This is a genomic window from Chloroflexus sp. (genome assembly GCF_034434295.1).
Lineage (GTDB): Bacteria > Chloroflexota > Chloroflexia > Chloroflexales > Chloroflexaceae > Chloroflexus.
Genome location: NZ_DAOTZQ010000060.1, coordinates 1 through 19,750 on the forward strand (window position 1 = coordinate 1; position 19,750 = coordinate 19,750).

Below are 19,750 nucleotides of genomic sequence, written 5' to 3' on the forward strand. Positions count from 1 at the left end.
ATCCTCGATCAGGTTGAAGCCGTTAATCTCGACAAAGAGATTATCATCGTTGATGATCACTCTACCGACGAGACACCGGCCATTCTGGAAGAGCTACGTCGTTCTCGTTCCCATATCACCGTCATCCGTCACCCTCATAATCGCGGCAAAGGCGCAGCAGTGCGTAGTGGCCTGGCGCATGCCCGTGGTGAGATCACTATCGTGCAGGATGCCGATCTGGAGTACGATCCCCAGGATTATTACGAACTGGTTAAGCCAATTGCCTCCGGTCGCGTTGATGTTGTCTTCGGCAGCCGTTTTCTTGGTCGCCATACCGGTATGTATTTCTGGAATGCGCTGGGGAATAAGTTTTTAACCTTCCTGACCAATTTTTTGTTTAATTGCTGGATCTCCGATATGGAGACCTGCTACAAGGTGGTACGAACCGATATTTTGCGTGATTTGCAGTTGGAGAGTAATGATTTTCGGATCGAACCAGAGATTGCGGCGAAGGTTCTGCGCCGGGGTTATCGCATTTATGAAGTACCGGTGAGCTATCTGGGGCGTACTTATGAAGAGGGAAAGAAGATGAAGCCTATTCAGGGGTTTTATGCGATTTTTGCCCTTTTCAAGTATCGGTTTTGGTGGTAACCTCAACGATCAGGTGAGGGGCAGCAATCATTTGCCACCTCTTGGTGTTTCGTCGCGGGGAAAACCCTGCTGGCTTCGCTTGCCATCACTCTCTACCCATACGACCGGTATGTAGGAGAGAGGTGTGGTGCGCCCTGCACCTATGACGACACTCACGTTCATTCCACATCGTTCATCCCAGTTGAAGATGATGCTCCGTGATGGTTTGTACACAGGGCGCAAACAGGCGTAACCCCGGTTTTCCTCTCCGCCGGGTTACGCCACCACCAGTTTTTCCGCTAATACTTGTGCAATCAGGTAATTTGTGATACAACACTCGAGAAAGGCAGGTTTGGTACCTGCATACTATTCCGCTGAGGGGCGGGCGGTACGGGTTTTCCGATACGCTCGCTTTTCATTCGTTACGAGGAATCCATGCGAGTGGCAATGTTGAGTGTGCATAGTAGTCCGCTGGCCAGGTTGGGTGGTAAAGAAGCGGGCGGGATGAATGTCTACGTGCGCGAGCTGGCCCGTGAATTGGGGCAGCGGGGGATACTGGTTGATATTTTTACCCGTAGCCAGGACCGCGATACACCAACGATTATTCCTCTGAGCCGTGGTGTGCGGCTGATTAGCCTGCACGCCGGCCCGGCAACACCTTATGATAAGAACCTGCTCTTGACCTATCTGCCAGAGTTTGTCAGCCGGGTACGCTGTTTTGCCGATGGTGAAGACCTGAGTTACGATCTGATCCATAGCCATTACTGGCTATCAGGTGAGGCTGCGCTGCGCCTGCGACGAGTCTGGCGGGCACCAGTGGTGCAGATGTTTCACACCCTGGGTGCCATGAAGAACAGTGTTGCCCGCTCTGAGGAAGAGGTGGAAACAAAGCGTCGGATTGCAATTGAGCGGCGGTTAATGCGTGAGGTCGATGCAGTGGTTGCAGCAACGCCACTTGATCGAGCGCAGATGGTCTGGCATTATGGCGCCGATACCGGGCGGATTCGAGTCATTCCGTGCGGGGTTGATTTGCGTCGCTTTCAGCCGGGAGAGCGCACTGCGGCACGGGCGGCATTGGGCGTTGCGGAAGACGCGATCCTTCTGGTGTGTGTGGGGCGGATGGAGCCGCTGAAGGGGATGGATGCCCTGATTCGAGCGGCGGCGCGGTTGCTCGCCGCCCATCCAGAGTGGCGTGATCGCTTGCAGGTGGTGCTGATCGGTGGTGAAGACGAGACTCAGGCCACACTGTGGAATGGTGAACAGCGTCGTCTCGATCATTTGCGCCGCACCCTGGGCGTGCAAGATCAGGTCGTGTTTGCCGGTGCCCAACCCCAGGAACGTTTGCCGCTCTATTACATGGCTGCCGATGTGGTGGCTGCACCTTCGCATTATGAGTCGTTTGGGCTGGCTGCCCTCGAAGCACTGGCATGCGGTGCAGCGGTCGTCGCCTCTAATGTTGGTGGATTGGCGTTGACGATTGAAGATCGCCATAGCGGGTTGCTCTTCCCACCCGATAATGATGCTGCGTTAGCTACGCAGATTGAACGTGTTCTAACCGACGCAGAGCTGGCTGCACGTCTGCGTTCGGCTGCGGTACAGCGTGCAGCCGAGTATAGCTGGCCAACCATTGCGCGTCGCATTGCTGCGCTCTATGATGAATTGACTGCCGCAAATGCAGCGAATTGGGCGGTACGGCGATTGGTACGGGTGTCGTGAAACCATCATTGGCTTTATTGATCGTAGGCGCTCTTTACCTGGGGGTGGGCTGGATGTTATCGGCTATCGGGCCGAGTCTTCCTGGCCTTGCAGCGCAGGTCGGGCGTGAAGTGACTGATCTCGGTGCCGTTTTTACGGCGTTTTCGCTGGGTGGTGTGCTGGCTTCTGTAGGTGTCGGTTCGGCCATCCAGCGTTGGGGGATGCGCCCCGTGATTGCACTTGGTGCCGCGCTGATGGGTAGCGGCATGCTGGCGCTCGGTTTCAGTCCGGTTCTGATTGGGATGTTGCTCGGTACCGGTATGGCCGGTTTTGGTTACGGCGGGATGCTGGCCGGTGGGAACCTGCTGATTGCGCGACTGTACCACGGCGCTGCCGGTGCCTTGAATGCCCTGAATCTGTTCTTTAGCGTTGGTTCAATCGGCGGCCCTTTGCTGGTTGCGCTGATGTTGACACTTGTCGACCGTCCCCAGGCTGCCATCTGGATCGGCGCACTGCTCATGCTGGCACTGGTCTGGCCGGCCACTCAATTGCGTGAGCCGACGCAGGCCCCCTCAGCCCAAATGGCCGGGCCGCCACGTTGGCTGGCAGCCGTGATGTGTGGGTTGCTGATGTTTACCTACATCGGTACCGAAATCGGGATTGGTGGTTGGATTGCGCTGATTCTCGAACGCGGTGGTGGTCTGGCTGCGCCGATTGCAGCCCTGGGTAGTAGTTTGTTCTGGGGGATGTTGACCGCCGGGCGCATGGCGGCCATCTTTTGGGGAGATCGCCTGGGTGCGTTGCGTATGCTGCTCTTGTGTCTGATCGGTCTTGGCTCCGGTGGTTTGCTGTTAGTCATCGGTGTGAATCAGGTCGCTTTAGCACTGGTCGCAGTTGCGCTGATGGGACTATCGTGTGGCCCGATCTTCCCTACGACGATGCTGTTGATCACGCAGGCTGCCGGTCGCAGTGCGGCTGCGCTGAGCGTTGCACTGACCATCGGCACCGGTGGTGGGTTGTTTCTGCCGGCACTCTTCGGTCAGTTAATCGGCTGGTTTGGTCCGGTGAGTGGTGCAATCCTGGTTGTGGTTGATGCCGGTGTGATGCTATTGCTGCTGGTTGTGGCACGACATGGGATGAAACGGGTGCCAAGAGTCGCGGAGGCACCAGTAGGGTAGCGAGGCGATGTTGACAATTGATATCAACTGCGATTGTGGTGAGAGTTACGGCGCTTTTCAGGTCGGTGACGACGATGGCGTACTGCCGTTTGTCAGTTCGGCAAATGTCGCCTGTGGCGGTCATGCTGGTGATCCGATGGTGATGCGGCGCACTGTCCGGCGTTGCCGTGACCTGGGGGTGGCGGTTGGTGCCCATCCATCCTACCCTGATCTGTACGGCTTTGGCCGTCGGGTATTACCGCTAACGCCGGATGAGATCGAGGCGTGGGTGCTGGCTCAGATCGGTTCTTTGGCCGCCATTGCCCGCTCGGAAAAGGTTGAATTGCGCCATGTGAAGCCCCACGGTGCGCTCTACAATGTGGCCGCCCGCGACCTTGCCGTGGCGATGGCGATTGCCCGTGCTGTGGCTGCCTTCAGCCGCGAACTGGCCCTGGTTGGACTGGCTGGCTCGTTGCTGGTTACCGCCGGCCACGAAGTCGGTGTACCGGTGCTGGCAGAGGCTTTTGCCGACCGTACCTACGAAGCCAATGGTTCGCTGCGCAACCGGCATCATCCCGATGCCCTGATTGTCGATCCGGCAGCATGTCTGGCCCAGACACTGCATATTGTTCGCGATGGTGCGGTCAGAGCCGTTGATGGCACACTCGTGCCATTACAGGCCGCCACAATTTGTATCCACGGCGATACACCGGGTGCCGCGCTGCGGGCAGCAACGATCCGCCAGGGTCTGGCTGCCGCAGGCGTCACCGTACAGGCACCACAACGATGAGCGGACGGGTAGATCCATTTGGCGAGGCGGCGTTTCTGGTGCGCTGGTCGACCAGGCTGGCCGGCGCAGGGGCACCGCTGGCCGCAATGGCCGCTCTCCAAGCCGATCCACCCGCCGGTTTGATCGATCTGGTGCCGGCAATTGACTCGCTGTTAGTCTGTTTCGATCCGCTAATCGCCAATCGAGATCGCCTTGCTGGCCGTCTGGCCGATCTGGCTACGCATCCACCCTTAACCGCGCTGCCCGTCGGACATGAGGTGGTTATTCCGGTGCGTTACGGCGGCGATGAGGGGCCTGATCTCCATGAGGTCGCTGCACAATCAGGGTTGTCACCAGATGAGGTGGTGGCCTTACATACCGGGACCGTACAGCGTGTGCTGATGATCGGTTTTGCTCCAGGCTACCCTTATCTGGGCTGGTTGCCACCAGCCCTGCATCTGCCACGGCGGGCAACGCCGCGCCTGGCAGTTCCTGCCGGATCGGTGGCAATTGCCGCCGGTATGACCGGTATCTATCCGACAAGGCTGCCCGGCGGCTGGCATATTATTGGTCGCACCGGCCTGCGATTGTTCAATCCGACTGCTGATCCACCAACACTGTTGCAACCCGGTGATCGGGTGCGCTTTGTGCGAGAAGAGTAACCGACGCCGGTATTGGGCGTCCTGTTCGCCAGTGTATCTTTGCCTGAGTGTCTCCAATCATCTCAAGTCTGGTAGCAGAGAAAACATGACAGGCTATCCAATCATTACCCTGGTGTTTACCTGAACGATGTACATTTGTGAATAATGGAAACACGGTATGCCGTGCCCCTACCGCATCAGGTTGCGCTGGATTTGCACCAACACCTGGGAGCGTGCGCCTCCGGCGCACGGGTATTGCCCCCTTGAAACCTGGGAGCACGCGCCTCCGGCGCGTTGGTATCGCCCTTGAACCAATCCCAAGTTGAACAAGTATTGATACAAAGACGAAGAGACGCACCATCACGGTGCGTCTCAGATACTTCTGTTACCGCTCAGAACTACCTTGCGCCGCCGCCACGACGCCGGGTAACGAATATTCCCGCTCCAACCAGCGCAATAACGACGAGCACAATCCACAACCAGCCCGGCGCACCACTTCCCTGTGCGGCGGGTGCCGGCGTAGTCGGCGTTGTTGCCTCTGCGCTGACGGTTGGTGACGGCTCCACCGCTACTGTCGGGGTCGGTTCAGGGGCGGGAGCTGGCACCAACGGTCGCGGCCCCATAAAGACCGCCGTGGTGCGTCCGGGCACGCTGAAGGTGCCGTCGGCGGTATAGCGTGATTGCGTGACCCGCTCATCGCTCGATGCGACCTGAACGTCGTGTAAGGACAGATCGCCATTTGCCAGTTCGGGGATGGTAATCGTCACCGTCTCAGGCCGGGCATTGAACAAGACCACCACCTGCCCGATGTTCGGATCGAGGCGGCTTGGGCCATTATCACTGATGCTCATAACGATCAGACCGGGAATCTGATCAGGCCCGTTATTGAAGAACGAAACCATGCGCTCGACCTCGGCAGCCGTGCGCAGACGGAAGAGAGGTGTACTGCGCCGAATGCGGAGCATCTCGCGGAAGTGCTCATACGTGGCCTGCATCAGGCTGGTGTCCGGTTTGAGTGCCGGGTTGGCCAGCAATGGCGCCATAATGGGCCAATTGCTCTGGTTGTCCCAGGCCGGGGGCAGACCGGAGCCAAAGGTATTCTCCTGACCACGCCAGTCAATCCGGTTGAACCAGTCCGATGAGTTGTAGCTGTTGCGGTCGAGTGATTTCGAGCGGAGCAGTTCATCACCGGCGTGGAAGAAGGGAATACCCTGCGCCAGCGCAGTCAGCGAGAGACCGAGTTGGACCATTCGTGCCCGCTCGGCGATAGGTGTACCGGCTGCGGCCTTGAGTTGCACCGCATCAAACAACGTTTCGTTGTCGTGGGCTGAAACGTAGACAATCTGCTCTTGCGGATCAAGCGTGTAGCCGCCGGCTGCGCCACGGTACTTGATCTGCTCACCAGGTACAAGACGACCTTCGTAATTGATCATCCGGTAGGTCTTCAGGTTACCGGCCAGGCCAAGTTTAATCAAATCGGTCTCAGCCAGCAGTTTGACCCGCTGCGCATCCGGTGTCCCTTGCGGGAAATCACTCGGATCGGTAGCCAGACCAGAAATGAATCCCTGGAGCCGTGGGTCGTCAAAGGGACCTCCGCCACGGGCTGCGTCGCGGAGTCGGTCTGAGAAGGTACCGATGCCGGTACCGGCCATATTGAACTGGGTAGCGTTAATACCACGGGCATTATTGGCGACTTCACCAAAATTCCAACCCTCGCCGTAGATGATGATTGATTTGCCATCAACCCCATCGTGTTCTAGGGTCAGCGCATCGAGTGCTGTGCGCACCGCCAGCATGTTGTCCTTCATGTGATGGCCCATCAGATCGAAGCGGAAGCCATCAACTTTGTAATACTTCGCCCACAGCACCACCGAGTCGATCATCAACTTCTCCATCATGCGATGCTCGGTCGCCGTGTTCGCACAACAGGTGGAAGTCGTGACATTGCCGTCGCCGTCGAGACGATGGTAGTAGCCGGGCACGATACGATCAAGGACTGAGCGCGGGTTCTGACCGCTGGCGTTGGTGTGGTTGTAGACAACATCCATCACGACGCGCAGGCCGGTTTCATTCAGCGCCTGCACCATCTCGCGAAACTCGAGCGTGCGCTGTGGCCCATCAGGATTGGTGCTGTAACTTCCCTCCGGCACCGAGTAATGAAAGGGATCGTACCCCCAGTTAAAACCATCAAGATCACGGATCGGCTCGATCAGTGCCTGTTGTTCAGGCGAATCGGGTGGAAGCGCCCGAAGCTGGTCGTAGGGTAACGGCACCTGCTGCTCACGAATCTCCTCGATAGTGGCAATGTCAAATGCCGGCAGAAGGTGAACATGGGTGACACCCGCATCGGCGAGTTCGGCCAGATGACGCATCCCTACACTGTCACGAACGGTAAAAGCACGGAACGTACCTCGCAGGTCCGCCGGAACACTCTCATCGAGAATGCTGAAGTCGCGCACATGCAACTCGTAGAGAACCACGTCCTCCGGTGCCTCCAGCGGTGGCTTGCGCAGTGTCTCCCAGCCCGACGGTTGTAATGCCGGATCGTTGAGATCAATAATCTGGCTGCGGGTACTGTTGGCGCTCAGCGCCACCGAATAGGGATCGGTCACCAGGTTGGTCACAACCCGCCCGGCAGCCGGTACGTAGACATCCACCTCAAACAGATAATATTGACCGATCCAGCTCGCTTCGCCACGAATGCTCCAAACGCCGGTCGTAGCATCGAGCGTCATCGGCAGCACCACCGCCCGCGTATCCGGTCGGGAATCGGCGAAGCGGTGCAATCGCACCTGACGGGCCGTTGGGGCCCAGACCCGAATTGTCGGCAGGCCATCTTCAATCGAAACCCCCAGCGGGCCATTGTAAGGGAAAAGAGCGTCGAGAGCGCCGGGTATCTGGATCCGAGTAGCATCAAGTGGCTGCCCATTCTCATCGTACATCGCCACCACCAGTTGACCACGGGTTAGCCCGATCAAACGTGCCCGGTCGAGGGGTGGCAGCTTGAACGCGCTGAATCCTGCCAGATGGGGAAACTTTTTCAGCGCTTCGCCAGGCCCAGCCGGCGAGAAGGTGAGATCGATCCGCTGACCACCAACCACTCCTTCGGGGGTCAGTTTCAGATTACCGCCTGGATCGCTGAACAAGGCATACTGATAACGTGGCGTGCCGATTACATTCCAGACAATCGTATCGGCATCAACCCAATAAGCACGGGCACGCGAAATATCGCCTTTGGGTGCCCCAGCAGTTGAAATCGTCACTTCGCCACTCCCTGCGTTATAGCCGATATAGACCTCGCCACCTTCGGTAACGGTAATGGCAAAAGGCGGTCCACCGGCGCCACCCTCACCAATTGCGCCGTCAAGCGTCTCACCGATAGCCAGCCGGAGCTGGTAATCACCGGCAGGGATCCGGTTGGTGGTAAACGTATACAATCCGTCACCATCAGGGTCTTGCAACCACGAGCCAAGACAGGTTGGATCGTTGGCCGTCGCACAACCGAGGGCCGTCTGAAACTCGCCAACCGCCACAATAATCGGGGTATTGATGCTATCGGTGACCCAATGCGTCTTGTGATCGTAGATAAAGCGCACACTGGTTGGGGCCGGCACCTGTAAGGGAATATTTGGCCCATCACGCCGCGCATTCAGACCATAATTTTCGGCCCAACTGTCGTTGAGGGCAACTTTGTATTCGTAGGCACCGGCAGGCAAATCGAACCGGGCGCTCCAGAGGTCTACTGCCGGATCGTAGGTCAGATAGGTGACACTACACGATGGTTGCCAGTCACCGGGACATCCCAGGACACTCTGGATGGTACCGGGAATAGTGACCGTTTTCGGGTCAGGCGCATTTTGAGCGGCGACCGGAAAACTGGCCAGAAACCAGCAGATCAACAACAAAACCGACAATACTGACAAGAAGCGTCGCGGCCAGACAGGGAGCCACATAGCCTTCCTCTACAGATAGTTGAATGCGGAACTATTTGTGGATAGTATAGCACAACATTGGCGAGCCGCTACAAGACATCGGCTCGCCTGAAAGCAGTGCCTGGCAGAAGAACTCATTTTGCACAAGCTGTGCTGTCATGCATCCAGACTGTCTCACAAGCACAGGCACGCCTACCAATCGCCAACGTCAGCATATCCCGCTCGCAGGCTAATGGTATGGTAGCGAAGAGGGCTGACGACTATCTCACACGTTGGATTGGTTGCCTTGCCCGCTTGTTATGCGCGTGTCGCAGCGTTTGGAGTGCGGCAGCACGGCTGCCGCAGCAGCCGCGCTCACGATCCAGCCCGTGAGACACCGTTGACATAATCGTGGCGTCAACCAGTAATGACCGATATAGCTTTTAGTAGATAACTCAAGTTGCCATCTACGCTGTGAATAAACCATGGAAGCTAACTATCAGGGCAACAACACGACGTTACACTCAACCGGATGGCGTAACTGCATAACGATTTAGGCAGCAGCCGGTTCTCATGGACGCACTACGTCACGCCTCACGACAACAACCAGGATTATACCCATCCTCTGCGCCTCTGTGGTGATATGGTGATATAAGGTAGTAACCTGGGTTATTTGTATTATGACTACTCGTTGCCGATCCAGGCGTGAAAATCGATATCGATGGCCCGCGAAAAACCATTAATCATATGGTTCATCTTGTGTTCCATTGCCCGCTCGCCGATTGCCTGCAACACACTGCCGGGCATAAACCAGAGCACCTTTGGCACCGGGATCGTCATTGCCAGTTCAACCGTATATTCGACATCGGTACCGTGGGCGTGAGGATAGAACACGGCCTCAGCAAAGAGCTGACCTGGAAAGACAAAACCACTAAGGTCAATCGGCGGGCCATCATCAACCGGCATAATCCGAATTAGACGATAAGGTTCAAAGGTAGCGGCAACGTCGAAGTAACCGGCCATTGCATGGCCGTGGCCATCAGTAGCACCGACGATCAGCCGGTAGCGGTTAGGGGCATAGGCAAAAACCTCAATCACATCGGGGAGCAGACTGAAAACAGCCGGCACATCACAGAAGTATTCGTAAGCGAGATCGAGTGGCCCCCGGAAACGAAAGAGGTGTACCGCAGCACCACTGAGATCGACGGCCCGGCGCTGCTCTTCGTTGGTTACAGAGGGTGTGTAGGGCGCCGACATAGACGCTCCTTGTGGTCGGCCAGTTTGTGAACCGACACAACTTTCATATATGACATCAATTACCGCCAGTATAGCATCTCAGTACGCTTTGTGCAAGTGTAAATCGGATTGACGTTTTGCTTTTTACGTAATAGAATACAATCAGAACCGCAATGACAGTTCGCAGCCGGGCTGACCGCAGGAAGGAGCGATCCATGTCAGTGAAAGAGAGCGGCGGCATCTTTGGCATGATGTTCCGCGAAGTAGGTTTCTTCTGGGAACAGGTCTGGAACTGGGCAGAAGAGCAAGCTAAAGCTGATCGCGAACAGGAGAAGATTGATCAGCAGCGCCGTCTGGCCGAAGCGCAGGCTCGTTTGCTTGAACAGATTCGTCTGGCCAAAGAAGCCGGGCTTGATGTTGATCGAATTATGGCGACGATCCAGCAGGAATTGAAGAAATAGTCGGTCTTCCCATACGATATATACAAGTATTTTCAAAGCAACTGACGGCGGTGACCAGATGGTCACCGCCTTATTATGACGTGCAGTTCCCATATGCCGGCAAAACCGCTTTGCAATGAGTTTTGCTATATCAGCTATAATAGAGGAAGTATGAATAGAATGTAACGCTTACAGCGTACCATCATCAGCCCGAGGAACGGCATGCCAAAAGAGGTTATTACCCAACGGAGTGTTGATTACAACCAGTGGTACCTCGATATTGTGCGGGAAGCTGATCTGGCCGAAGTTGCCGAAGTTGTTCGCGGTTGTATCGTCGTTAAGGCCCACGGCTGGGCGATCTGGGAATTGATGCAGCGTGCGCTCGATGATCGGATCAAGGCAACCGGTCATGCCAACGTGCAGTTCCCTCTGCTCATCCCCAAGAGCTTTATTATGAAAGAGGCTGAGCACGTCGAGGGCTTTGCGCCGGAAGTTGCTGAAGTCACCCGCGCCGGCGGTGAAGAACTGGCCGAACCATATATTATCCGTCCTACCAGCGAGACTATCATCGGTTATTTCTACAGCAAGTGGATTCGCTCGTACCGCGATCTGCCTGTGCTCTACAACCAGTGGGCCAATGTCATGCGCTGGGAAATGCGCACCCGCCCTTTCCTGCGCACGGCTGAATTCTGGTGGCAGGAAGGCCATACTGCCCATGCTACTGAAGCTGAGGCCGAGGAAGAGACATTGCGCATTCTTCACGACGTTTATGCCGATTTCGTGGAAAAAGAGATGGCCGTGCCGGTCATTCGTGGGCTTAAGACTGAAAAAGAGAAATTTCCCGGTGCGCTACGTTCATACTGTATCGAAGCAATGATGCAGGATGGACGAGCATTGCAGGCCGGTACGTCGCATAATCTCGGTCAGAATTTTGCCCGCGCCTTCGATATTACCTTTACCGATCAGAACAACACCATTCAATACGCCTGGACAACCAGTTGGGGGGTGAGTACCCGTCTGATCGGTGCACTGATTATGACTCATTCGGATGATGAGGGGCTGGTGTTGCCGCCTCGTCTGGCTCCCATTCAGGTGGTGGTAGTGCCGATTTACAAGAACGACGAAGAGCGCAGCCTGGTAATGGCCGCCGTCGAGCAGATGACCGCAGCCTGGAAGGGACGCCTGCGCTTTAAAGTTGATGACCGCGACAATTACAGTCCCGGTTATAAATTCAACGAATGGGAGTTGAAGGGTGTGCCGGTTCGGATTGAAATTGGGCCGAAAGATGTGGCTAAAGAGACGGTTGCTCTCGCCCGCCGGGATATTCCCGGTAAAGCCGGCAAGAGCTTCGTCCCCCAGGCTGGTCTGACTGAGCGAATTGAGGCATTGTTGAACGAGATGCAGACTGCACTCTTCCAGCGTGCACTTGCTTTCCGCGAAGCACATACTGCGGATGTCACCAGCTACGACGAATTGAAAGAACAGGTCGAACGTGGCTTTGCCCGGGCGTACTGGGCTGGTGATACCGCTGATGAAAAGCGTATTCAAGAAGAGACGCGGGCGACGATCCGTTGCATTCCACTCGAACAGCCGGGGTCGGTCGGTCGCTGCGTTTACACCGGTCGCGAAACTGATCGTCAGGTAATCTTTGCCCGTGCCTATTGAGGCGGTATCTGTTTAGTGTCGGAGAATACCATGAGCGCCATCCTGAGCAGCCTGGCTGCATTCATTCGCGAACGGTTACCGCAGACGAGTGCACGTTTGCTGCACGCCGTGCAGAGCAGTAGTAGCGGATATGCTGCAATCCCGGCTGACGATCTCCGTCCCGCCTTGCAACGTTCGGTTGAGACGATCTGTGCTGTCTTTGGTGATAATGATGCTGATCCGCTGAACGAATGGGCACCCTACATCGGAGAGCGACGCGCCCGGATGGGGCTGTCGCTCGACGATATGATGAGTGTTGTCTCAAGTATCCGTGAGTTTTGCTGGCAGGAGTTAACCGAATTCGGCAGTGATCGCCTAACCATCGGTGATGTACGTCAATTTGAAGATGCTATCAGCGAATTTAACCGCTTGCTGTTGTTGGGATACAGTCAGGCAATGCTGACCCTCCAGCAAGAATTGCGTGATCAGGCCGAACAGATTGCTGCTCAGCAGCAGACCATCCGTGAGCTAAGTACCCCTATTCTACCGCTCTACGAAGGGATTCTTGTCCTGCCACTGGTTGGCGCGATTGACAGTTTCCGCGCCGGCCAGATTATGGAACGCCTGTTAACGGCCATTGCTGAACGCCAGTCTGATATTGTGATTATTGATATTACTGGTGTGCCGGTGATCGATACTGCGGTCGCCAACTATCTCTTGCAGACGGCGCGGGCGGCGCAGTTGATCGGCGCCCAGGTGATTCTGGTCGGTATTGGCCCTGAAATTGCCCAGACGATTGTGCAACTGGGCGTTGATCTGCGTAACATTCAGATTGGCGCCAATCTGCAGGCCGGCATTGAACTGGCATTAAGTCAGCAAGGCTACACCATTCGCTGATCAGGTGAGGTACTGATGCCCCAGGTTATTGCAAACATCGTCGCCTTCTGCGAGGCACGCCTGGTCGAAGCTGCTGAACGGTTTACCGATGAGCTTCGTAACCACCACGCAAACTACGCGGCTATGGATCGGGCCGTACTGCTGCAAGCGGTAACTACGTCGCTCAGGACACTGATCCATGCAATTGGAACCGGTGATTTACAACTATTTCTGGAACATGCTCGATCAATTGGTAAGGAGCGGGCCAATAGTGGGTTCATCGCCGCTGATATGTTCGGTGCCTTGAATGAATTGCGCCGGATTGCCTGGAATCTGATAGAGGATTTTGATCGCGAACATCAGACAGTAACTGTTCATCATGTGCGGCGAGTAGAAGATATTATTCATGCTTTTGCTCAGGAACTACTCACCAGTTTTAACGTTATGTATCGTGATGTGCAGCTTCAGATCAATGATCAGGCTGCGCAGATTGCTGCTCAACAGCAGACTATTCGTGAGCTGAGTACACCGATCCTCCCGCTCTATGAAGGTATTCTGGTTGTGCCACTGGTTGGGGTGATTGATAGCTTCCGCGCCAGCCAGATCATGGAACGCCTGCTCACTGCAATTGCCGAACGTCAATCTGACATTGTGATTATTGACATCACCGGCGTGCCGGTGATCGATACCGCAGTTGCGAATTACCTTTTACAGGCGGCACGGGCAGCACAGTTGATCGGGACACAGGTGATTCTGGTCGGTATTGGCCCGGAAATTGCTCAAACTCTTGTGCAACTTGGAGTTGATCTGAGTGGCATCCAGGTCGGCGCAACCTTGCAAACCGGGATCGAGTTGGCATTCCAGCGTACCTGCCATGAAATAAAACCACTACAACGATAGACGCCAATTTCAGGCTGTTGCCATCTGGTTACAGGAACCTCACCCCACGCTCCGCAGACAAGCGTACGCCACCGGGTGAGGCTTGACGATGCATCTGACGATACGTCGTGTAGCGACAAGGAGGTCGCGTGGCAGACATCTTCACCGATCTACAAGACTTTCTCCTGGCCCGACGTTCGGCAATGGAACAAGCACTGGCACAACAGGTGCAACGTCAGAGTGCCGGTTATGCTCGCTTCAATCAGGAAGAATTGTTATTTTCGGTAGGAACCACCATCGAATCGCTGGCGGAGGCAATTGGAACCCAAGACCTGCTACCATTACTGGCATATGCAGAAGCGCTTGGTGAAGTGCGCGCTCATACCGGTTTTTTGCTCAGCGATGTCTTAATAGCAGTCCATATCTTTCGTTCGCTCATCTGGGATGCACTGATGGCCTTTACCGCTGAGCGCCCGGATTGCACCGTTGAAACGGTGCGCACTGTAGAAGATATGCTGGATCAGTTTAGACGTGCTATCGTTACCAGTTTTAGCTTTACGTATGATCAATTGCATCATCAGCTTCGCAACCAAACCGATCAGATTGAGGCTCAACAACAAACAATTCGTGAACTGAGTACCCCGATTCTTCCGCTTTACGAAGGGATTCTTGTCGTGCCTCTGATCGGCGCGATTGACAGTTTCCGTGCCGGGCAGATGATGGAACGCCTGCTAACGACGGTTGCCGAGCGTCAATCAGACATTGTGATCATTGATATTACCGGCGTGCCGGTGATTGATACCGCTGTCGCAAGTTACCTCTTACAAACAGCCCGGGCAGCACAATTGATCGGAGCCCAGGTGATTCTGGTCGGTATTGGCCCGGAAATTGCCCAGACTATCGTCCAGCTTGGCGTTGATCTTGGTCACATTCTCATTGGCGCTAATCTGCAAAATGGGATTGAGCTGGCATTTCGACGGCTAGGGCGGCAGATTGTGCGTAAGAGAAGCGATAATCATAAACAATCATAGTTTTATCTGGCTTCAGCGATAAACGCACAATCTTCGCACGGTTTCTGCCCAACATTGCGATTGTGCCGCCCGTTGCAATCGTAACTCGACTATGCTAGAATAATCCACGTCTACCGTAAGGAGTTTTTCCACCATAGCCAGCGCCTCGCGTGAGAGTAGTATCACACGCCGCGCCGTCAGGTACATCGGTTCGTGCATTCGTGCAACGAAGGAGTTGGGATCATGCAGGATCTGAATGCCGTCCAAAGCCTTGCAGTCTGGGCCGTTCTCGTCATCTCACTGCTCGGTATCGGTTACGCCTTCTTCATTCGTAGTCAAATCCTCGCCCAGGATACGGGCACTCCCAAAATGCGCGAGGTCTGGGGTTTTATCAAGACCGGCGCCAATGCTTATCTGAGCCAACAATTCCGCACAATTTCAATTTTGATCGTGATTTTGACGTTTGTACTGGCAGCAAGTGTGTTTATTATTCCTCCCACGACTGAAGCCGTTGAACGTTTTGGGAGCAAGGAAGCGGCAACAATCTGGGTAGCCATCGGGCGGGCAGTAGCCTTCCTAATGGGATCGCTCTTCAGCTATGCTGTCGGCTTCGTTGGCATGAACGTGGCGGTAGAGGGGAATGTGCGAGTCGCTGCGGCAGCCCGAAAAGGTTATAATCCGGCATTGCAGGTGGCGTATAAATCCGGTTCCGTGACCGGCATGCTGACGGTCGGCCTCGGTCTGCTCGGCGGTACGTTGATCTTTATGGTGTTCGGGATTGCTGCCCCGGATGCGCTGCTTGGTTTTGGCTTTGGTGGATCGTTGATCGCACTCTTTATGCGCGTTGGTGGTGGTATCTACACCAAGGCGGCTGATGTTGGGGCTGATCTGGTGGGCAAAGTTGAGGCTGGCATTCCAGAAGATGATCCCCGCAATGCTGCCGTTATTGCCGACCTGGTAGGCGATAATGTCGGTGACTGTGCCGGTATGGCTGCCGACGTGTTTGAGAGTTTTGAAGTGACCCTGGTCTCGGCATTAATCCTGGGACTGGTGCTGGGTGATGCTGTGGTTGGTACCATCGGTGATGGTGCTTACGATCTGCGCTTTATTATCTTCCCACTAGTACTACGCGCCATCGGTGTCGTCGCTTCGGTGATCGGCAATCTCTTTGTCACCACCGATGAGCGGAAGCGCAACGCAATGGCTGCGATGAATCGCGGCTTCTACATTGCTGCCGGGTTGGCAATTGCAGCCAGTGCCGCAGCCACGCCCGTCTTTATGGTGAACGAAGCGACCGGCGAAGTTGACTGGCGGCCGTTCTTCGCTACCCTGTCGGGTGTGGTGCTGGCAATTGTGTTGGATAAGCTGACCGAATACTTTACCAGCACCCACTTTAGCCCGGTGAAAGAGACCTCTAAGGCTTCACAGACCGGATCGGCGACCAATATTCTCTCTGGTCTGGCTCTGGGTATGGAAAGTAGCGTTTGGGCGATTCTGGTCATCTCGGCCTCGATCTTTACCTCGGTCCTGATCTACGCTGGTGAGCCGGCGGCTACCCAGTTTACCGCTATTCTCTACGGCGTGTCACTGACCGGTATCGGGATGTTGCTGTTGACCGGCAATACCATCTCGATGGACAGCTTCGGTCCGATCTCGGACAACGCGAACGGGATTGGCGAAATGGCCGGCCTGGATAAGAATGCCCGCAATGTGATGGACGATCTCGATGCAGTTGGCAACACGACCAAAGCGGTGACCAAAGGTATCGCTATCGGTTCAGCGGTGATTGCGGCAGTGGCGCTTTATGGGTCGTATTTCACCGACGTGAACAAGGTCTTGCAGCAAATGATCAATGAAGGTCGGCAAGGCATTGAGTTGCTGGCGTCGATCAACGTTGCCGCCCCACCGGTATTTATCGGCTTGCTCATCGGTGGTGCAGTACCATTCCTCTTCTCGGCACTCACCATTCGGGCTGTCTCGCGGGCTGCGGCACAAATTGTCAATGAGGTGCGCCGGCAGTTCCGTATTCCAGGTTTGATGGAAGGCAAGGTACAGCCTGATTACGCCCGTGCCGTGCAGATTTCAACCACCGCTGCTCAGAAGGAGCTGATCAGCCTGGGGTTGATCGCCGTGATGGTACCGATCATCGTCGGCTTTACGCTGGGCGTCGAAGCGTTAGGTGGCTTCCTGGCCGGGATTATCCTGACCGGTCAGTTGATGGCTGTGTTCCAGGCCAATGCTGGTGGTGCCTGGGATAACGCCAAGAAGTATATCGAAGAGGGGAATTTCGGTGGTAAGCACAGCGAGCCGCACAAGGCCGCAGTTGTGGGTGATACGGTCGGTGATCCCCTGAAAGACACAGCTGGCCCGGCGCTCAACCCGATGATCAAGGTGATCAATCTGGTCGCATTGATCATTGCACCCATTGTGGTGACTATCGAACCCGGTAGCCCTGGCGTGATTATCGCGATGATTATCTGTGGCGCAGCGTTGGTCTGGGCAATCTGGCAGAGCAAGCGCGAGAGCGAGGCGCTTAAGGAGATCGCTCAGGCACCGGCTTCAGCGGATTAAACCCTTGTCTATACGATGAATACCCCCTGTGCAGTTCAGCACAGGGGGGGTTAATTTGCTAACTTTCTCGCTATCGACGAGGTTTCACCTCACCGACTCGCTCCCACCAACTGCCACTTCCAGGTGGGGTAATCCTCCTCACTACCAGACCAGCCCTGCCGGCCTTCTACGGCGTAAGACAGGGTTTGCACACCCAGGGCACGCGGGCTAAAGCCCTGCCTGACAACGTACAAGCCCCTGTGGGGCTATTCTTGAGCATGCCTGGCCCCAAGCCCCACCGCCAGGCCAGCCCCGCTGGGGCTGCCAGGAAGTGAGGCAGGGGTTTAACCCGCCAATCCTTAGCCCGCCGACCCATTAAATCCGCCACTGTCACGCGGGTAAAGCCCTCCCTGACAACGTACAAGCCCTGTTGGAGCTATCCGTGAGCACGCCCGGCTCCACACGCCCTGCCGTCAGGCCAGCCCAGCAGGGGCTGCCAGGAAGTGAGGCAGGGGTTTATCCCACCAGCCCATTAATTCGCCCACCCATCAACCCACCGACTGCTCAACTTACCAAACCACTCACCCACCGACAGCTCAACCCACCACGTGCCATCCGCCGCCGCGCCAACCCACTGAACACCCGCATGGCAATCGAATGCACAGTTTTCTTGCCACCAATGACCATACTATCTTTGAAGCAACAGCAAAGGGCAGGTTTTGAAACCTGCCCTTTGCTACAGCATATAGCTGCGTCGTTTGCACACCGAACGTACTATTAGAACTATTTCATAAAAGCTGTACCGTCGTACTAACCAGCCATTGCACAGGCGCATAAACGCTTGCTAATGACCAACGATAGTTTATCCTACGCCCAGGTTGCCGGTATGAAAGCGAGGCAAGCTGACGATCATCGCCAATGCCCTCACGCGTTGGATCAGGGGCCTTACCCACCTGTCATACGTGTGACGCAACGTTTGGAGCGCGGCAGCATGGCTGCCGCGCTTGCTGTACTGACAATCCAGCGCTGGCACGCCGTTGACCCGGCTAGTCCCGCGGATACCAGGTGTGCCCGTCACGATCCTGGAGTCGCCCGGCAATGAATGAGATAACTTTTTGAAACAGGTTTTACTCTTCAAACATAGCGTCATCGTCGCCAACATCGACACTCGGCGCAATCACCGTTGGATTCGTCAATGCCTGCGCTTTGATCAGACGCTCGATCTCATCGGTAAGCGCAGGATTATTCTTCAGAAACTCGCGCACATTTTCACGCCCCTGACCAAGTCGATCCTCGCCGAGGTAGAACCATGCGCCACTCTTGCGAATAATTCCCAATTCAGTACCGATATCGATGATATTGCCCTCACGCGAGATACCTTCATTGGCCAGAATATCAAACTCAGCCTGGCGGAAGGGGGGGGCAACCTTATTCTTGATCACCTTCACCCGTACCCGTGAACCGATTGCCTCCTGCCCTTGCTTGAGGGTTTCCACACGACGAATATCAAGCCGTACCGAGGCGTAGAACTTCAGGGCCTGGCCGCCGGTCGTGGTTTCCGGCGAACCGAACATGACGCCGATCTTCATGCGCAACTGATTGATGAAGATAACAACTGTGCGGCTCTTGCTGATTGCACCTGACAACTTGCGCAACGCCTGACTCATCAGCCGGGCCTGCATACCGGGCATCGAATCGCCCATCTCGCCCTCGATTTCGGCACGCGGTACCAGAGCGGCAACCGAGTCGATAACGATAACGTCAATTGCATTCGAGCGAACCAGCATCTCACAGATTTCGAGCGCCTGTTCGCCGGTGTCCGGCTGCGAAACGAGCAAGTCATCGATGTTGACTCCACACCGCGCAGCGTAGACCGGGTCAAAGGCATGCTCGGCGTCAATGAAGGCGCAGACTCCGCCCATTTTCTGCGCTTCAGCAATGATATGCTGGGCCAGTGTGGTTTTACCACTGCTTTCAGGGCCAAAGATTTCGACCACCCGCCCTCGCGGTACGCCACCAATGCCGAGGGCAATATCGAGAGCGATGGAACCGGTCGGGATGGCTTCAATTGCCAGCCGACTGCTCGCCTCACCCATCTTCATGATCGAACCTTTGCCGAACTTGCGGTCGATCTGCGCCATTGTTGCCGCGAGCGCTTTTTCTTTCTCCGGGGTGATAGCCATCGCGGGCGCTCCTCCATTGTTCTTACTCACACGTACACTCCTCTTGCTACTCTACTTGATGGGGAGGGCGCTGTCAACGCCGTTGCCTGCCCCGTACATATGTGCTATAATAGCACAGGTGTGCGATTTCAGCAAGAGGGATGTCGTTGA

Annotated in this window: 14 protein-coding genes; 11 read left to right on the plus strand and 3 right to left on the minus strand. The window is 55.7% G+C overall.

What is annotated here, in order from left to right; all coding sequences use genetic code 11:
* The 5 genes from VAE57_RS09510 to pxpB form a co-directional block, all read left to right on the plus strand.
* On the plus strand, positions 1 to 630 hold a 630-nt coding region (locus tag VAE57_RS09510; protein WP_322821648.1), incomplete at its 5' end, for a glycosyltransferase family 2 protein.
* A 414-nt stretch (positions 631 to 1,044) separates the two neighbouring features.
* The gene (locus VAE57_RS09515) at positions 1,045 to 2,325 is read left to right on the plus strand and encodes a glycosyltransferase (protein ID WP_322821649.1); all 1,281 of its coding nucleotides are present in this window, start codon (positions 1,045 to 1,047) and stop codon (positions 2,323 to 2,325) included.
* Complete coding sequence (locus VAE57_RS09520) at positions 2,322 to 3,482, plus strand: MFS transporter (RefSeq protein ID WP_322821650.1); 1,161 nt, start codon at positions 2,322 to 2,324, stop codon at positions 3,480 to 3,482. Before VAE57_RS09515 ends, VAE57_RS09520 begins: the two co-directional genes overlap by 4 nt.
* Positions 3,483 to 3,489: 7 nt before the next feature.
* Positions 3,490 to 4,251: a 5-oxoprolinase subunit PxpA gene (locus VAE57_RS09525; RefSeq protein ID WP_322821651.1), complete on the plus strand. Its 762-nt coding sequence runs from the start codon at positions 3,490 to 3,492 to the stop codon at positions 4,249 to 4,251.
* Complete coding sequence (gene pxpB, locus VAE57_RS09530; protein WP_322821652.1) at positions 4,248 to 4,892, plus strand: 5-oxoprolinase subunit PxpB; 645 nt, start codon at positions 4,248 to 4,250, stop codon at positions 4,890 to 4,892. Before VAE57_RS09525 ends, pxpB begins: the two co-directional genes overlap by 4 nt.
* A 377-nt stretch (positions 4,893 to 5,269) precedes the next feature.
* Here pxpB and pulA read toward each other — a convergent pair whose 3' ends face one another.
* Together pulA and VAE57_RS09540 are read right to left on the minus strand one after the other, a co-directional pair.
* Complete coding sequence (gene pulA, locus VAE57_RS09535; RefSeq protein WP_322821653.1) at positions 5,270 to 8,824, minus strand: pullulanase-type alpha-1,6-glucosidase; 3,555 nt, start codon at positions 8,822 to 8,824, stop codon at positions 5,270 to 5,272.
* A gap of 642 nt (positions 8,825 to 9,466) precedes the next feature.
* A complete protein-coding gene (locus tag VAE57_RS09540; RefSeq protein WP_322821654.1) occupies positions 9,467 to 10,039 on the minus strand; it encodes a DUF1997 domain-containing protein in 573 nt (190 codons plus the stop codon).
* 194 nt (positions 10,040 to 10,233) lie between these two features.
* Between VAE57_RS09540 and VAE57_RS09545 the strand changes: the two genes are divergently transcribed.
* From VAE57_RS09545 to VAE57_RS09570, 6 genes are all read left to right on the plus strand, one after another.
* Positions 10,234 to 10,479, plus strand: a complete 246-nt coding sequence (locus tag VAE57_RS09545) for a hypothetical protein (protein WP_012257195.1) — start codon at positions 10,234 to 10,236, stop codon at positions 10,477 to 10,479.
* Positions 10,480 to 10,680: 201 nt separating this feature from the next.
* The gene (gene proS / locus VAE57_RS09550; protein WP_322821655.1) at positions 10,681 to 12,123 is read left to right on the plus strand and encodes a proline--tRNA ligase; all 1,443 of its coding nucleotides are present in this window, start codon (positions 10,681 to 10,683) and stop codon (positions 12,121 to 12,123) included.
* Between the two features lie 30 nt (positions 12,124 to 12,153).
* Positions 12,154 to 12,999 (plus strand): STAS domain-containing protein, encoded by an 846-nt coding sequence (locus VAE57_RS09555; RefSeq protein WP_322821656.1) that lies wholly within the window; start codon positions 12,154 to 12,156, stop codon positions 12,997 to 12,999.
* Between the two features lie 15 nt (positions 13,000 to 13,014).
* The gene (locus tag VAE57_RS09560; protein ID WP_322821657.1) at positions 13,015 to 13,878 is read left to right on the plus strand and encodes an STAS domain-containing protein; all 864 of its coding nucleotides are present in this window, start codon (positions 13,015 to 13,017) and stop codon (positions 13,876 to 13,878) included.
* 128 nt (positions 13,879 to 14,006) lie between these two features.
* Positions 14,007 to 14,888, plus strand: coding sequence for an STAS domain-containing protein (locus tag VAE57_RS09565; RefSeq protein ID WP_322821658.1), 882 nt, complete (start codon positions 14,007 to 14,009; stop codon positions 14,886 to 14,888).
* Between the two features lie 222 nt (positions 14,889 to 15,110).
* Positions 15,111 to 17,438, plus strand: a complete 2,328-nt coding sequence (locus tag VAE57_RS09570; protein WP_012257190.1) for a sodium-translocating pyrophosphatase — start codon at positions 15,111 to 15,113, stop codon at positions 17,436 to 17,438.
* Positions 17,439 to 18,544: 1,106 nt separating this feature from the next.
* Here the strand turns inward: VAE57_RS09570 and recA are convergent.
* Positions 18,545 to 19,600: a recombinase RecA gene (gene recA / locus VAE57_RS09575; protein ID WP_322821659.1), complete on the minus strand. Its 1,056-nt coding sequence runs from the start codon at positions 19,598 to 19,600 to the stop codon at positions 18,545 to 18,547.
* Positions 19,601 to 19,750 lie beyond the last annotated feature (150 nt).

Bases quoted from the DNA above. Each gene is read 5' to 3' on its own strand.
- VAE57_RS09515 (WP_322821649.1), top strand. From the start codon at position 1,045: ATGCGAGTGGCAATGTTGAGTGTGCATAGTAGTCCGCTGGCCAGGTTG.
- VAE57_RS09525 (WP_322821651.1), top strand. From the start codon at position 3,490: ATGTTGACAATTGATATCAACTGCGATTGTGGTGAGAGTTACGGCGCT.
- pxpB (WP_322821652.1), top strand. From the start codon at position 4,248: ATGAGCGGACGGGTAGATCCATTTGGCGAGGCGGCGTTTCTGGTGCGC.
- pulA (WP_322821653.1), bottom strand. From the start codon at position 8,824: ATGTGGCTCCCTGTCTGGCCGCGACGCTTCTTGTCAGTATTGTCGGTT.
- VAE57_RS09540 (WP_322821654.1), bottom strand. From the start codon at position 10,039: ATGTCGGCGCCCTACACACCCTCTGTAACCAACGAAGAGCAGCGCCGG.
- VAE57_RS09545 (WP_012257195.1), top strand. From the start codon at position 10,234: ATGTCAGTGAAAGAGAGCGGCGGCATCTTTGGCATGATGTTCCGCGAA.
- proS (WP_322821655.1), top strand. From the start codon at position 10,681: ATGCCAAAAGAGGTTATTACCCAACGGAGTGTTGATTACAACCAGTGG.
- VAE57_RS09555 (WP_322821656.1), top strand. From the start codon at position 12,154: ATGAGCGCCATCCTGAGCAGCCTGGCTGCATTCATTCGCGAACGGTTA.
- VAE57_RS09560 (WP_322821657.1), top strand. From the start codon at position 13,015: ATGCCCCAGGTTATTGCAAACATCGTCGCCTTCTGCGAGGCACGCCTG.
- VAE57_RS09570 (WP_012257190.1), top strand. From the start codon at position 15,111: ATGCAGGATCTGAATGCCGTCCAAAGCCTTGCAGTCTGGGCCGTTCTC.
- recA (WP_322821659.1), bottom strand. From the start codon at position 19,600: ATGGCTATCACCCCGGAGAAAGAAAAAGCGCTCGCGGCAACAATGGCG.